Raw genomic sequence first — 13,236 nt, forward strand, 5'->3', positions numbered from 1 at the left:
TCGCGAGAACGCCATGCCAGCGCGCGCCAGACCCCGCACCCTGTTCCTCGTCGCCTTGCTGGGCGGCTGCACCCAGGTCGGTCCGGACTACCAGAAGCCGGTGCAGCCCTGGCTGAACGACTGGAGCACGCCACTGCTGGACCAGGCCGGCCACCGGGCGGCTGCGCCGGATTTCAGCCGCTGGTGGACGGTGTTCGCTGACCCGACCCTGGACACCCTGATCGCCGAGGCCGACGCGCATAACACCAGTCTGCGCGTGGCCGGTCTGCGCATCGCCGAGGCCCGCGCGCAACTGGCCATCGCCGAGACCGGGCGCTATCCGCAGTTGCAGCAGATCAGCGCCGACAGTCTCTACCTCAAGCAGAACCAGCACGGCGCGCCCGGCGCGCGGGACTCGGTATTCTGGCAATCCAGCGTCGGCTTCGATATCGGCTGGGAGATCGACTTCTGGGGCCGCTTCAGCCGCGCCATCGAGTCAGCCGACGCGGTGTATTTCGCTTCCCAGGCCAACTATGCCGACGCCATGGTGCTGCTGCGCGCGCAGGTAGCCGACACCTACTTCGGCCTGCGCACCGCCGAGGCGCGCCTGGACATCGCCCGCGAGAACGCCAGGCGCCAGGAGCGCAGCCTGGAAATCACCGAGCGTCTGTTCCGCCACGGCGAGAACGACGAACTGGACTGGCAGCAGGCGCGCACCCAGTACCTGGCGACCCAGGCAACGATCCCGGAATTCGACAACCAGGTGAACGCCCTGCGCAACATCCTCTGCGCCCTCCTCGGCCGCCCGCCGGGAGAGATGCCGGAGCTGCTCGCACGCCACGGCCAGTTGCCGATGCCCAACGGCGCGATCCTTCAGGACGTACCCGCCAGCCTGCTGCAGCGCCGCCCGGACATCCGCGCGGCGGAACAGGCTGTCGCAGCACAGTCGGCGCTGGTGGGCGTCGCCGAGGCGGACCTGTACCCGTCGCTGAGCCTGATCGGCAGCCTCGGCTGGAGTTTCGTCTCGGCCAATAACCTGCCCGACAGCTTCAACCTCGCCGCCGGCCCGAGCCTGATCTGGAACCCTTTCGATTACGGCCGGCGCAAGAACGCCGTGCGTGTGGAAGATGCGCGCCTGCAACAACTGATCGAGTTGTATCAGCAGGACGTGCGCAACGCGGCGCGCGAAGCCGACGACGCCGCCAGCGGACTGGTGCGCTCGCTGCAGAGCGCCGGCATCCGTGAACAGGCCTCGCAGGCGGCGCAACGCTCGCTGAGCCTCGCCAGCTCGCAGTACCGCGAAGGTTTCGCCGACTTCCAGCGCGTGCTCGATGCCCAGCAACTGTTGTTGCAGCAACAGGACGGCTACCTGGTCAGCCGCGGCAATGCGGTCAGCAGCCTGGTGGCGCTGTACAAGGCGCTCGGCGGCGGCTGGGACAGCCAGCGCGCGCCCATCGATTCCGCCACCCGGCAACAGATGCAGCAACGCACCGACTGGGGCGAGCTGCTCGATGAGCCCGCCCCAGCCGCCAAGGACCAAGGAAGCCCGAAATGAGCGACACCCCCGCTACACCACCGGCACCGCCCGCGCCCCCGATTCCCGGCAAGTCTGCGCCGGATCGCGGCATGCGTCTGGTGTTGCTGCTGATCGTCGTCAGCCTGGTCTGGTACCTGCTCGCCGACCGTTTCACGCCCTACACCCAGCAAGCGCGACTGCAGGCCTATGTGGTCCCGGTGAGCGCCGAGGTGGCCGGCCCGGTGAAGCGCGTGGCCGTGGGCAACAACCAGGAAGTGCGCAAGGGCGAAGTGCTCTTCGAGCTGGACCAGGAGCAGTACCGCATCGCCCTGCAGCGCGCCGAGGCGGATCTGGAGACGGTGCGCCGGCAGATCGGCGCGAGCACCGCAGGCATCGACTCCGCCCTGGCCTCGCTGGCCGCCGCCCAGGCCAACGAACGCAAGACCCGGCAGGATGCCGAGCGCCTGCAACGGCTCTATCAGGAGGACCCCGGCACGGTTTCCGTGCGGCGGCTGGAGTCCGCGCAGGCGACCCGCGAGCAGGCGGCCAGTCAGGTAGCGGCGGCCCGAGCCGAAGTCGAGCGTGCCCGTGAGCAGCAAGGCGGTCATGACGAAGACAACGCCCAGCTGCGCAGCGCCACGGCCAACGTCGCCAAGGCCCGCCTTGATCTCGCCCGCACCACGGTGCGCGCCGACTCGGACGGGCTGATCACCGACCTGCGCACTGACGTCGGCCATTACGTCGGCCCCGGCAGCCCGGTGATGACGCTGATCGCCATCCACGACCTGTGGATCAGCGCCGACATGACCGAGAACAATCTCGGCCACCTGCGCAACGGCACGCCAGTGCTGGTAGTGCTCGATGCGCTGCCCGGCGAGTTGCTCAAGGGACGAATCCGCAGCATCGGTTATGGGGTCAGCGTCGGCCAGGGCACACCGCCGGGCTCTTTGCCAACGGTGCAGAACAGCCGCGAATGGCTGCGCTCGGCGCAGCGCTTCCCGGTGATCGTCGAACTGGATCGCGACCAGCTGAAAAGCCCCGCCGGCCTGCGGGTGGGCGGCCAGGCCGAAGTCATGGCGCTGCCCAGCGAAGGCAACCCGCTGAACCTGCTCGGCCGCACGTTCATGTGGCTGATGAGCTGGCTGAGCTATGCCTACTGAGCCGGGGCCTACTGAACTGAATCCTATGCAGCTGCGCCGCAGGCGCGCGTTGCGACTGGCCTGGGGTACGGCGTTGTGCCTGGCTGTCAGCTACGGCATAGGCATGCCGATTCCCTTTCTCGCCCCGGTGCTTGCCGTGCTTCTGCTGGCGATGCGCACCCAGGCCCTGCCGCTCAAGGCGGCTCCGGCCCTGGCACTACTGGTGATGCTCAGCTGCGGCATCGGCCTGCTGCTGATCCCGCTATTGCGCCACGCGCCCCTTAGCGGCGTGCTGCTGGTGGGAGTCGGTCTGTACTGCGTGTTCCGCTATGCGCTGCGTGGCGGCAATGGCCTGCTGGCGAACCTGTTGGTGATCGGCCTGACCATGATCGCCGCCGCCGGCACCAGTGATTTCACCCTGGCTTTGTCGGTGGTCGAAGCGCTGGCCAAGGGCATGTTGCTGGCTGTGTTGAGCACCGCGGTGGCCCATGCCCTGTTCCCGGAGCCGGCCAACGCGCCCTCACCCCCTGCACCACCCTTCCCGAGTGAACAGGATGTCGGCTGGATCGCTCTGCGCGCCACGCTGATCGTGATGCCGGCCTTCCTGCTGGCGGTCATCGCGCCGGACCGCTTCATGCCGCTGATCATGAAGTCCGTGAGCCTCGGCCAGCAGGCCGGGGAAACCCGCGCGCGCCACGCCAGTCGCGAACTGATCGGTTCCACCCTGCTGGCCGGCGTGCTGGCGATCCTGGTCTGGAGCGCCCTGAGCCTGTTCGTGCACTTGTGGATGTTCTTCCTCTGGGTGCTGCTCTTCACCCTCTGGCAAGGGCGTCGTCTCTATGCCGCAGTGGCCACGCGCAAGAGCCCGGCATACTGGGTCAGTTGCCTGACTACCATGCTGATCCTGCTCGGCCAGTCGGTGGCGGATAGCGCCGGTGGCCAGGACGTCTACCGCGCCTTCGCCATCCGCATGGCACTGTTCCTCGCGGTATCGCTGTACGCCAGCGGTATGCTCATCTGGATCGATGGCCGCCGCTCGAAAGCCCAGACGACCTAGGGCTTCCAGTCCACCCCGGAGTCAGCCAGGTAGGCATCCACGGCGGCGCCCAGCGTCGGGTGGAAGGCCGACTCGCCCAAGCCCTCGAACAGCTCGAACTGCTTCATCTTGTCCTTCACCGGGTCTTTCATCTCGGCGAACTGCAGTTCGACGCCGCGCTGCTCCAGCTGCTTGTCCAGCTCGGCGAGCATGTCGGCGGAAGTCACGTCGATGCTGGTCACCGGGCTCGCGGCAATCACCAGTCGCTGCACCGGCGTCGGTGACTCGTCCAGCGCAGCCAGTACCTGGTTCTGGAACTGCTCGGCGTTGGCGAAGAACAGCGGCGCGTCCCAACGCAGCATGACCAGTCCGGGGATGCGCCGGGCATTCGGGTAACGCGTTACGTCGTGATAGCCACGGACTCCATCGACCCGTCCGAGCACCGCGTGGTGCGGCCGCCAGCCGTCCCAGAGAAACTCGATCACCGAGATCACCACGGCAATACAGATGCCCGGAATGGCGCCGAACACCGCCACGCCAGCGAAACAGCCCATGGACAACCAGAACTCCCACTGTTGCAGGCGGAAGATACGTTTCAGGCCGGTGATCTCGAACAAGCCCAGCGCCGCGGCGATTACCACGGCGGCCAGCGCACTATTGGGCAAGTGCTGCATCAGGTTGGGGGCCACCAGCAGCAGCAAGGTCACCACCAGCGCGCCGATGATGCCGGTCAGCTGGGTCTTCGAACCGGCCGCCTCGGCCACCGGGGTGCGCGAGGAACTGCTGCTGATGGGAATGCCCTGGAACAACCCGGATGCGACGTTCGCCACGCCCAGGCCGAACATTTCCTGGTTGGGGTTCACCGTGGTTTTCAGGCGTGCCGCGTAGGTCCGCGACAGCACGCTGGTATCGGCAAAAGACACCAGCGCAACCGCAACGCCGCCCAGAACAACGTCCACCAGATTGATATCGCTCACCCACGGGACGGTGAACGACGGCAGTCCCTGCGGCAGCTGGCCCAGCACCTTCACACCATGACTGCCGAGGTCGAACAGGCTGACCGCCAGCGTCGCCAGGACCACCGCAATGAGAATGCCCGGAATGCGCTTGTACGGCTTGAGCAGCAGAATCAGCGCCAGGCAACCCGCCCCCACCGCGAAGCTTGGCCAGTTGGCGTGCCCAGCCAGCAGCGACTGGCCCAGTGACCAGAGATCCTGCAAGGGCCCCCGGCTATCGACGGACAGGTCGAACAGCTTCGGTAACTGGCTGATCAAGACCGTGAACGCGATGCCGTTCATGTAGCCGTAACGGATCGGCTTGGACAGCAGCTCGGTGATGAAGCCCAGGCGCAGCAGGCCGGCGATCATGCACACCGCACCGGAGACCAGTGCCATCAGGCTGGCGATGGCGATGGCCCGTTGCGGATCGTTAGCCGCCTGCACCAGCACCACCGCGAGAATCGGCGCGGCCAGCGCCGAGTCCGGCCCGAGTACGAGAATGCGGCTCGGGCCGAACAGCGCATACGCCAGCAGCGGAATGATGGTCGCATACAGGCCGTAGATGCCCGGCACGCCGGACGCTTCGGCATAGGCGATACCCACCGGTACCAGCATGGTGGTCAGCACCAGGCCGGCGGCGAGGTCCTTCGGCAGCCATCTCGCCTGGTAATTGCGCAGGGTGACGAGACCCGGCAGCCAGCGCTGCCAGTCGAAGCCGGACGGTTTCCGCGGCGAAGTATCGGGCATGAGGGTGAACGGCTCCGGGCGATGGCTGTGAAAGCCCCGCGCGAAGGGAGCCTTTCCGTTCCCTAGCGTAGATCAGCAATCCGCCGGTTGGCGGTGCTCCCGGTCAAGAACGCGGTTCTGCGCCGCCGCCCGGCTTCGCAAAAGCCTGGCCCGGACGGCACTTACCGATCAGTCGCCCGCGCTGGCCAGCAGGCGCCGGGCACGACCCAGCACCGGAGCGTCGACCATCTGCCCGTCCACCTGGAAGGCCGCCGCACCACCTTCCGCCGCCGCTACCACACGGCGAGCCCAGTCCAGTTCATCCGCACTGGGGGCCAACGCCGCGTGAGCAACGCCCACCTGTTTGGGATGAATGCACAGCGCGCCAAGCAGACCGAGATCGCGGCCATGGCGAATGGTCGCGGCGAAGCCTTCGGCGTCATCGAACGCCGGGAAGACGGTATCCAGCGGCGGCTGCAGATCGTTCACCCGCGAATGCAGCAACAGGCTTAGCCGTACCTGGTCGTAGACCACTGCGGCGGCCGGGGTGCCGCTGCTCATGCCGATGTCCAGCGCCAGGTCGAGGCCGCCGAAAGTCAGGCGTTCTACGCCTTCGCAAGCGGCGATTTCGCCCAGCGCGAGCAGGCCACGGGCGCTCTCGATCAGCGGCCAGACCGGCTTGCCGCAGGACGCGGCAATGCGCACCTGCATCGCGCGCTCGGCCTTGGGCAACAGGATGCCGATAACGCCCGGCAAACGCCGGCACAGCTCAAGATCGGCCGCCTGCTCCGGATCGCCAGCGGCATTCACCCGTACCCGCACGCGGGCATCCGGGTTCGCGCCGAGAAAGGCCTCCAGGTTGTCGCGCGCCTGAGCCTTGAGCGTCGCCTCGACGGCGTCCTCGAAGTCGACGATCACCGCATCGGCGCCGCTGGCCAGGGCCTTGGCAAAACGCTCCGGGCGACTGCCGGGAACGAACAGCGCGGTTCGTGCGACTGCATCCATGGGAATTTCCTGACTCACGGGGTTCTCCTGGGTCATACCGCGCCCTGCTCGTGCAGGCGCTGGATATCACCGGGGGTATAACCCAGTTCCCGCAGCAGGTCATCCGTCTGCTGACCTAAAGCCGGCACAGCGTCCATGCGAGCTGCGTAGGCATTGCTGTTCACCGGCGGCAAAAGCGCCGGCAGGCGACCGGCCGGGCTGTCGATCTCACGCCAGCGGTCGCGAGCGGCCAGTTGCGGGTGTTGCCACAGGCCGCGCATGTCGTTGACGTGGGCGTTGGCGATCTGAGCCTGTTCCAGGCGCTCGACCACCTGCTCGGCGCCGAGGCTGGCGAAGGCTTCGACGATCAGCATGCGCAAGGCATCACGGTTGACCACGCGCAGGCTGGTCGCAGTAAAGCGCGGATCGGTCGCCAGCTCCGGACGCTGCAGGACGATCTCGCAGAACAGCTTCCATTCGCGCTCGTTCTGCACGCCGAGCATGACGCTGCCGCCATCGCCGGTGGGGAACGGCCCGTAGGGGTAGATGGTGGCGTGGGCGGCGCCGGCACGAGGCGGCTGCGACTGACCTTCGAACGCGTAGTACATGGGGAAGCCCATCCACTCGGCCATGCCTTCGAGCATCGACACCTCGACACGACTGCCCTCCCCCGTGCGCCCGCGCAGCAGCAGCGCAGAGAGGATGCCGCTGTAGGCGTACATCCCGGCGGAAATGTCGGCGATGGAGCAACCGGCCTTGGCCATCTCGTCGGCGCCCGGCCCGCCGGTGACCGAGAGGAAACCGCTCTCGCTCTGGATCAGCAGGTCGTAGGCTTTCTTCTGCTCATAGGGGCCACCTTCACCGTAGCCGGAGATGTCGCAGACGATCAGCCGCGGGAAGCGCTTGTGCAGCGCTTCGAACGACAGGCCCAGGCGTGCAGCGGCGCCCGGCGCGAGGTTCTGTACCAGTACGTCGGCGGTTTCCAGCAGTTGCTCCAGCACGGTCTGCGCCGGCTCCTGCTTGAGGTCCAGGGACAGGCTTTCCTTGGAACGGTTGGTCCAGACGAAGTGCGAAGCCAGGCCGCGCACGCGCTCGTCATAGCCACGGGCGAAATCGCCGACGCCGGGGCGCTCGATCTTGATCACGCGGGCGCCGAGGTCGGCCAGTTGGCGGGTGCAGAACGGCGCGGCGATAGCGTGTTCCAGGCTGATGACGGTGATGCCGTCGAGGGGACGCGAACTCATGGGCAACTCCAGACGCCGGTCGACTGGCCGACGCGAATTCTTCAGAAATACCGGGCGGTGGGATCGGGCGGCCAGGCCGCCCGCGAGTCTTTCAGTGGAAGTCGTCGAGGTTCGACAGTTGGTGCAGCCGCCAGCTGGCTTGCACCAGGCGGTCCGCTTCAGCCTCGCTGCGCTGGCCGGCGAAGGCCAGCAGGCGACGGAACTTGTCCTCCAGCTCTGCGCGGCTCAGGCCGTTGCCCGGATCGCCCTTGGGCTCGTCGATGGCACCGTGCAGCTGACGGCCGTCGGTGGTGAGTACGTCGACGCGGCCGAGCCAGCGCCGCGGGTAAGCGCCGTCCACTTCCGCATCGAGCTGCATGCTGACCTTGTCGCGGAAGGCCGAGACCTCGGCGTCGCTCAGGGAGAACTCCTCGAACTCCACCAGCCCGGCCTTGCCATGCACGGCGATCAGGCCCAGCACGGTGCCCATGGAGAACTTCGCCTGGTGCACCGTCTGTGGCACCACCACGCGGCCGAGCACATCGATGGCACCCTGGTGAACGCGGGTAGTGACCTGGGCGATGTCGCCATGCCTGAGCCCTTCGCGCTGCATCAGGCCCAGCAGCGCATCAGCGGCGGGATGGGTATGGCGGCAGGAGGCGTGGAACTTGTAGGAGGTCTCGCAGAGCGCCCAGCGGGTGCCCAGCCCGTCCACCAGTCGACTCGGATCGACGTCGCTGGACATGCCGGCGGCCATGCCCTGCTCGCCTTCGAGGATGTTCTGCGCGCCGGTCAGCCCATCGGCCGTCAGGTAGGCGGCGAGCAGGCCGTCAGCCGCGGCTTTGGCAGTGTGCAGCTGCTTGGAGTCGGCAGCGTCCCGCAGGAATTCCCAGAGCCCGGCGGCCTGGGTGCCGGCGCTGCCGAGGCAGTTGACGAACTGTCGACTGTCCAGCTCCAGCAGCTTGCCCACGGCCACTGCGGCAGCCAGGGTGCCGACCGTGGCCGTGGTATGGAAGATGCGGTAGTGCGAGCGGCCGAGGAATTCGCCGATGCGGATACCCGCCTCGTAGCCGGCGACGCTGGCGAGGATCAGCTCGGGGCCGGATTTGCCCAACTCCTGCGCAGCCGCCAGGGCCGCCGGGAAGACCACGGTGGCCGGGTGCAGCACGGAGCTGTTGTGCAGGTCGTCCTGCTCCACCAGGTGCGAGCTGGCACCGTTGACCAGCGCAGCGAAGTAAGCGGAGGTCGAGGTGCCGTCCACCAGCACGCGGCTCTTGCCGCTCGCCGGGCCCATGCGCTGGGCGTAGCGCTGGAACAACGGGATCGGGTGGCGGTTCTGGCTGGCCAGGGCCGAGCCGAGCCAGTCGAGGAACAGTTCTTCGGTGTACTCGACCACGGACGCGGGCAGGTCTTCGTAGCGCAAACCGGCAAGGAACTCGGCGAGGGCGTGGGTATTGTTCATCGCTTGTCGTCCCGGTCGATTAGAAAGAGCGCGGCAGTTCGAGCAGGTGCTCGGCCACGTAGGACAGGATCAGGTTGGTGGAGATCGGCGCCACCTGGTACAGACGCGTCTCGCGGAACTTGCGCTCGACGTCGTACTCGTTGGCGAAGCCGAAGCCGCCGTGGGTCTGCAGGCAGGCGTTGGCCGCTTCCCAGCTGGCCTTGGCCGCCAGGTACTTGGCCATGTTGGCGGCGGCGCCGGCGTTCTTGCCGCTGTCGTATTCCTCGCAGGCGCGCCAACGCATCAGGTCAGCGGCCTCGATTTCGATGTGGGCCTCGGCGATGGGGAACTGCACACCCTGGTTCTGCCCGATGGGCCGACCGAACACCACGCGGTCGCGGGCGTACTGTGCGGATTTCTCGGTGAACCAACGGCCATCGCCAATACACTCGGCGGCAATCAGCGTGCGCTCGGCATTGAGGCCGTCGAGGATGTACTTGAAGCCCTTGCCTTCCTCGCCGATCAGGTTGCCGGCGGGGATTTCCAGATTGTCGAAGAACAGCTCGTTGGTCTCGTGGTTGACCATGTTGGCGATGGGCTGAACGGTCAGGCCGTTGCCGACGGCCTCGCGCAGGTCGACGAGGAAGATCGACATGCCCTCGGACTTCTTCTTCACCTCCGCCAGCGGCGTGGTGCGGGCCAGCAGGATCATCAGGTCGGAGTGCTGGATGCGCGAGATCCACACCTTCTGGCCGTTGACCACGTACTTGTCGCCCTTGCGCACGGCAGTGGTCTTGATCTTGGTGGTGTCGGTGCCGGTGGTCGGCTCGGTGACGCCCATGGACTGCAGGCGCAGTTCGCCGCTGGCGAGCTTGGGCAAGTAGTAGGCCTTCTGCTCGGCGCTGCCGTTCCGCAGCAGAGTGAACATGTTGTACATCTGCCCGTGGATGGTGCCGGAGTTGCCGCCGCAACGGTTCACTTCTTCGAGGATCACCGAGGCCTCGGCCAGGCCCAGGCCCGAGCCGCCGTATTCCTCCGGGATCATTGCCGACAGCCAGCCGGCTTCGGTCATGGCGCGGACAAAGTCCTCAGGGAAGCCCTTCTCTTCGTCGATCCTGCGCCAGTACTCGGCGGGGAACTCCGCGCACAGGGCGCGCACGCCTTCACGGATGGCCTGGAGCTCTTCGGGGGTGGACGTCATCGAAACACCTCATGTCTTTCTTGTTGGGGGCACCTTCAAAAGGTGCGGTCAGTCGAATTCCACTTCGCCGCGCTGGGCAATACCGGCGCCGTTGCCAGCCCAGACTTCGGCCTTGCCGGGCCCGCTCAAACGGCCACCGACCTCGAACGGTTCGGGGCTGATTAGCGGTCGCAGGCCACGGTAGGCGTAGCGACGCAGGCGTGCTTCGGGGTTTGCGCGGCAGAATGCGCGCAGGTTCAGGGTGCCGATCAGCGGGCCGTGCACGACCAGGCCGGGGTAGCCTTCGGCTTCGGTGACGTAGGGCCAGTCGTAATGGATGCGGTGACCGTTGAAGGTCAGCGCGGAGTAACGGAACAGCAGAATCGGCGAAGGCTCCACCGTTTCACTCCAATCTCCGGCGGGCAGCGCTTCACCACTGCCCAGCTTGGGCGGTGTCGGCTCGCGGTAGACGATGTCCTGCTCTTCGCTGAAGGCCAGGCGGCCGTCCTGGCGGAAGTCGTGACGCAAGGTGACGAACAGCAGCGAACCGGTGCGCCCGTGCTTTTCCTCGACGTTAAGGATGGTGGTGGTGCGCTTGGCCACGCCGCCGACACGCAGCGGTTCGTGGAACGTCAGACGACCGCCGGCCCACATGCGGTTGCGCCCATCGGCCGGAGGCAGGAAGCCGCCGCGTGCCGGATGACCGTCGGCGCCAAGGCCCGGCTCAGTCACCTCATCCTGAAAGAACATCCAGTGCCACAGCGGCGGCAGCGCATCGCCCTTGGCCGGAGCATCTTCCGCGAGGGTCACGGCCAGACGGCGGACCAGCACGGCACTCAGTTCTTCCTCGCGTTCCTGGGAACGGCCGATCCAGTCGGCGTACGGCGAATCGCTCATGGGTGACCTCTTGGCAGAGTGGATGACGCCGAGGATGCAACAGGGCTTGCGTTCGGAGAATCCACATTTTCATAATCCAGCGTTAAGCTGTACCGAACGCAACTCTCATCCCCAAGCCTAGCGGGAACCCGTTACATGCATTTCGATCTCGCCGACCTGCGTCTTTTCACCCACATCGCCGAGGCTCCCAGCCTCACCCAGGGCGCGCGCCGCGCCCATCTTTCCGCCGCTGCCGCCAGCGCACGGATCAAGGCGCTGGAGGGCCAGCTCGAGTGCCGCCTGCTGTACCGCGACAACCGTGGGGTCGAGTTGACTCCCGCCGGGGAACGTCTGCTGCAGCACGCGCGGCTGATCCTGCGCCAGGTGGATCATCTGAAAAGCGACTTCAGCGGCCAGGCCGGCGATCAGGTCGGTCACATTCGCATCTTCGCCAACACCACGGCGGTGACTGAGTTTCTTCCGGAGCTGCTTGCCGATTTTCTCGCCGAGCGTCCCGGCGTCAGCGTGGACCTCCAGGAGCGGCTGAACCGCGACATCGTTCGCGCCATCCTCGATGGCTCCGCGGACCTGGGTATCGTTGCCGGTCCAGTCCGCGCGGAAGGACTGCAGGTCGTCCACTTCAGTACTGATCGGCTGGTACTGGCCGTGGCCCCGGGTCACCCGCTGTGTACCCTGCCCCGCCTGACCCTGGCCGACACGCTGGATTACCCGCACATTGCCCTGCATGAAGGCAGCACCCTGCAGAGCTTCCTGCGCGAACGCGTGGAACGCATGGGCGGCGACCTCAACCTGCGCATCCAGGTGGCCAGCTTCGAGGCTATCTGCCGGATGGTCGAAGCCGGGGTCGGCATCGGCGTGATCCCGGAAACGGCCGCCGTGCGCCACAGCCGCACCATGAACCTGCAGATACTGGCGCTGGACGAGCCCTGGGTGGTTCGCGAGCGCAGCGTGCTGCTGCGCGATCGCGAAGCCCTGCCCGCTTGCGCCCGCGCACTGGTGGACCTGCTGCGCGGCCTGCAGGACGGTGCCACGGAACACCAGTCCGACTGAGCCCCTGCTGCGAGGCCGTTTTGCATTCCGCTCGCTGCAGCCATATGATGGATGTATGTTTTGTTATGCTTCATATGGAGACTGGCGTTCATGGGCATCATCAACCTGGACGACGAACTGCACGACCAACTGCGTCGCGCCAGCTCTGTCGCCTGCCGCTCGATCAATGCGCAGGCGGCGTTCTGGATCAAGATCGGCATGCTCTGCGAGCTGGAACCGACCCTGAGCTTCAACGAGATCGTGACCCGTGAGCTGCAGGAAGCCGGGGTGAAGTACCCGGCCACGGCGGGTGCGAAATGATCAAGACCCCGGCAGAACTGGCGCTGATGGCCGAGTCCGGCCGACTGCTGGCAAAGGTCTTCGGCTTCGTCGACAGCCTGCCGCTGGAAGGCATGAGCACCCTCGAAGTGAACGACCGGGTCGAGCGCTACATCGTCGATGAGCTGCAGGCACGCCCTGCCAGCAAGGGCCAGTACGGCTTCGCCTACGTGCTCAATTCCTCGCGCAACCAGGTGGTCTGCCATGGCGTGCCGTCCGAGGCGGACCGCCTGCAGGATGGCGACATCGTCAACTTCGATATCACCCTGGAAAAGAACGGCTTCATCGCCGACTCGAGCAAGACCTACCTGATCGGCAAGGTCTCACCGGCGGCAAAACGCCTGGTGGAGATCACCTACGAGGCGATGTGGAAAGGCATTCGCGCGGTGAAACCCGGCGCCCGCCTCGGCGACGTCGGCCACGCCATCGAGCGGCACGCCCGGCAGAACGGCTACACCGTGGTCGAGGAGTACTGCGGCCACGGCATTGGCCGCGAGATGCATGAGCCGCCCCAGGTGCTGCATTTCGGTCGCCCGCGCACCGGCCAGGTACTCAGGGAAGGCATGACCTTCACCATCGAGCCCATGCTCAACCAGGGGCATTCCGGGGTGAAAACCCTGGCGGACGAATGGACCGTGGTCACCCTCGACGGCAAGCTCTCCGCGCAGTTCGAGCACACCGTGGCGGTGACCGCCACGGGCTTCGAGGTCCTCACGCTGCGCCCCGAGGAACGCAACGCCAGGTATTGA

The 13,236-nt window shown here is 66.6% G+C and carries 12 protein-coding genes; 6 read left to right on the plus strand and 6 right to left on the minus strand.

Going from position 1 to position 13,236, the window contains the following annotated elements; genetic code table 11:
- The first annotated feature begins 13 nt into the window (after window positions 1-13).
- From FAS41_RS18520 to FAS41_RS18530, 3 genes are all read left to right on the plus strand, one after another.
- Window positions 14-1,534 (plus strand): efflux transporter outer membrane subunit, encoded by a 1,521-nt coding sequence (locus tag FAS41_RS18520; RefSeq protein ID WP_138524805.1) that lies wholly within the window; start codon window positions 14-16, stop codon window positions 1,532-1,534.
- Window positions 1,535-1,605: 71 nt separating this feature from the next.
- Window positions 1,606-2,655, plus strand: a complete 1,050-nt coding sequence (locus FAS41_RS18525; RefSeq protein WP_425467725.1) for an HlyD family secretion protein — start codon at window positions 1,606-1,608, stop codon at window positions 2,653-2,655.
- Entirely contained in the window at window positions 2,645-3,691 is a 1,047-nt protein-coding gene (locus FAS41_RS18530) for a DUF2955 domain-containing protein (protein WP_138524809.1), read from the plus strand. Before FAS41_RS18525 ends, FAS41_RS18530 begins: the two co-directional genes overlap by 11 nt.
- Here FAS41_RS18530 and FAS41_RS18535 read toward each other — a convergent pair.
- From FAS41_RS18535 to FAS41_RS18560, 6 genes are all read right to left on the minus strand, one after another.
- Window positions 3,688-5,415, minus strand: a complete 1,728-nt coding sequence (locus FAS41_RS18535) for a SulP family inorganic anion transporter (RefSeq protein WP_138524811.1) — start codon at window positions 5,413-5,415, stop codon at window positions 3,688-3,690. The two genes, FAS41_RS18530 and FAS41_RS18535, sit on opposite strands and share 4 nt — an antisense overlap.
- A 168-nt stretch (window positions 5,416-5,583) precedes the next feature.
- A complete protein-coding gene (locus FAS41_RS18540) occupies window positions 5,584-6,399 on the minus strand; it encodes an HpcH/HpaI aldolase/citrate lyase family protein (protein WP_138524813.1) in 816 nt (271 codons plus the stop codon).
- Between the two features lie 32 nt (window positions 6,400-6,431).
- Window positions 6,432-7,622 carry a CaiB/BaiF CoA transferase family protein gene (locus FAS41_RS18545; RefSeq protein ID WP_138524815.1) on the minus strand — a complete coding sequence of 397 codons (1,191 nt, stop codon included), beginning with the start codon at window positions 7,620-7,622 and terminating at the stop codon, window positions 6,432-6,434.
- A gap of 91 nt (window positions 7,623-7,713) precedes the next feature.
- Complete coding sequence (locus FAS41_RS18550) at window positions 7,714-9,063, minus strand: MmgE/PrpD family protein (protein WP_138524817.1); 1,350 nt, start codon at window positions 9,061-9,063, stop codon at window positions 7,714-7,716.
- A gap of 19 nt (window positions 9,064-9,082) precedes the next feature.
- Entirely contained in the window at window positions 9,083-10,243 is a 1,161-nt protein-coding gene (locus FAS41_RS18555; protein WP_138524819.1) for an acyl-CoA dehydrogenase family protein, read from the minus strand.
- A gap of 48 nt (window positions 10,244-10,291) precedes the next feature.
- Entirely contained in the window at window positions 10,292-11,119 is an 828-nt protein-coding gene (locus tag FAS41_RS18560; protein ID WP_138524821.1) for an HTD2 family dehydratase, read from the minus strand.
- Window positions 11,120-11,254: 135 nt separating this feature from the next.
- Between FAS41_RS18560 and FAS41_RS18565 the strand changes: the two genes are divergently transcribed.
- From FAS41_RS18565 to map, 3 genes are all read left to right on the plus strand, one after another.
- Window positions 11,255-12,169: a LysR family transcriptional regulator gene (locus FAS41_RS18565; RefSeq protein ID WP_138524823.1), complete on the plus strand. Its 915-nt coding sequence runs from the start codon at window positions 11,255-11,257 to the stop codon at window positions 12,167-12,169.
- Window positions 12,170-12,259: 90 nt separating this feature from the next.
- Complete coding sequence (locus FAS41_RS18570) at window positions 12,260-12,469, plus strand: ParD-like family protein (RefSeq protein ID WP_054910709.1); 210 nt, start codon at window positions 12,260-12,262, stop codon at window positions 12,467-12,469.
- A complete protein-coding gene (gene map / locus FAS41_RS18575; protein ID WP_138524825.1) occupies window positions 12,466-13,236 on the plus strand; it encodes a type I methionyl aminopeptidase in 771 nt (256 codons plus the stop codon). Before FAS41_RS18570 ends, map begins: the two co-directional genes overlap by 4 nt.

This window comes from Pseudomonas nicosulfuronedens (assembly GCF_005877905.1).
Lineage (GTDB): Bacteria > Pseudomonadota > Gammaproteobacteria > Pseudomonadales > Pseudomonadaceae > Pseudomonas > Pseudomonas nicosulfuronedens.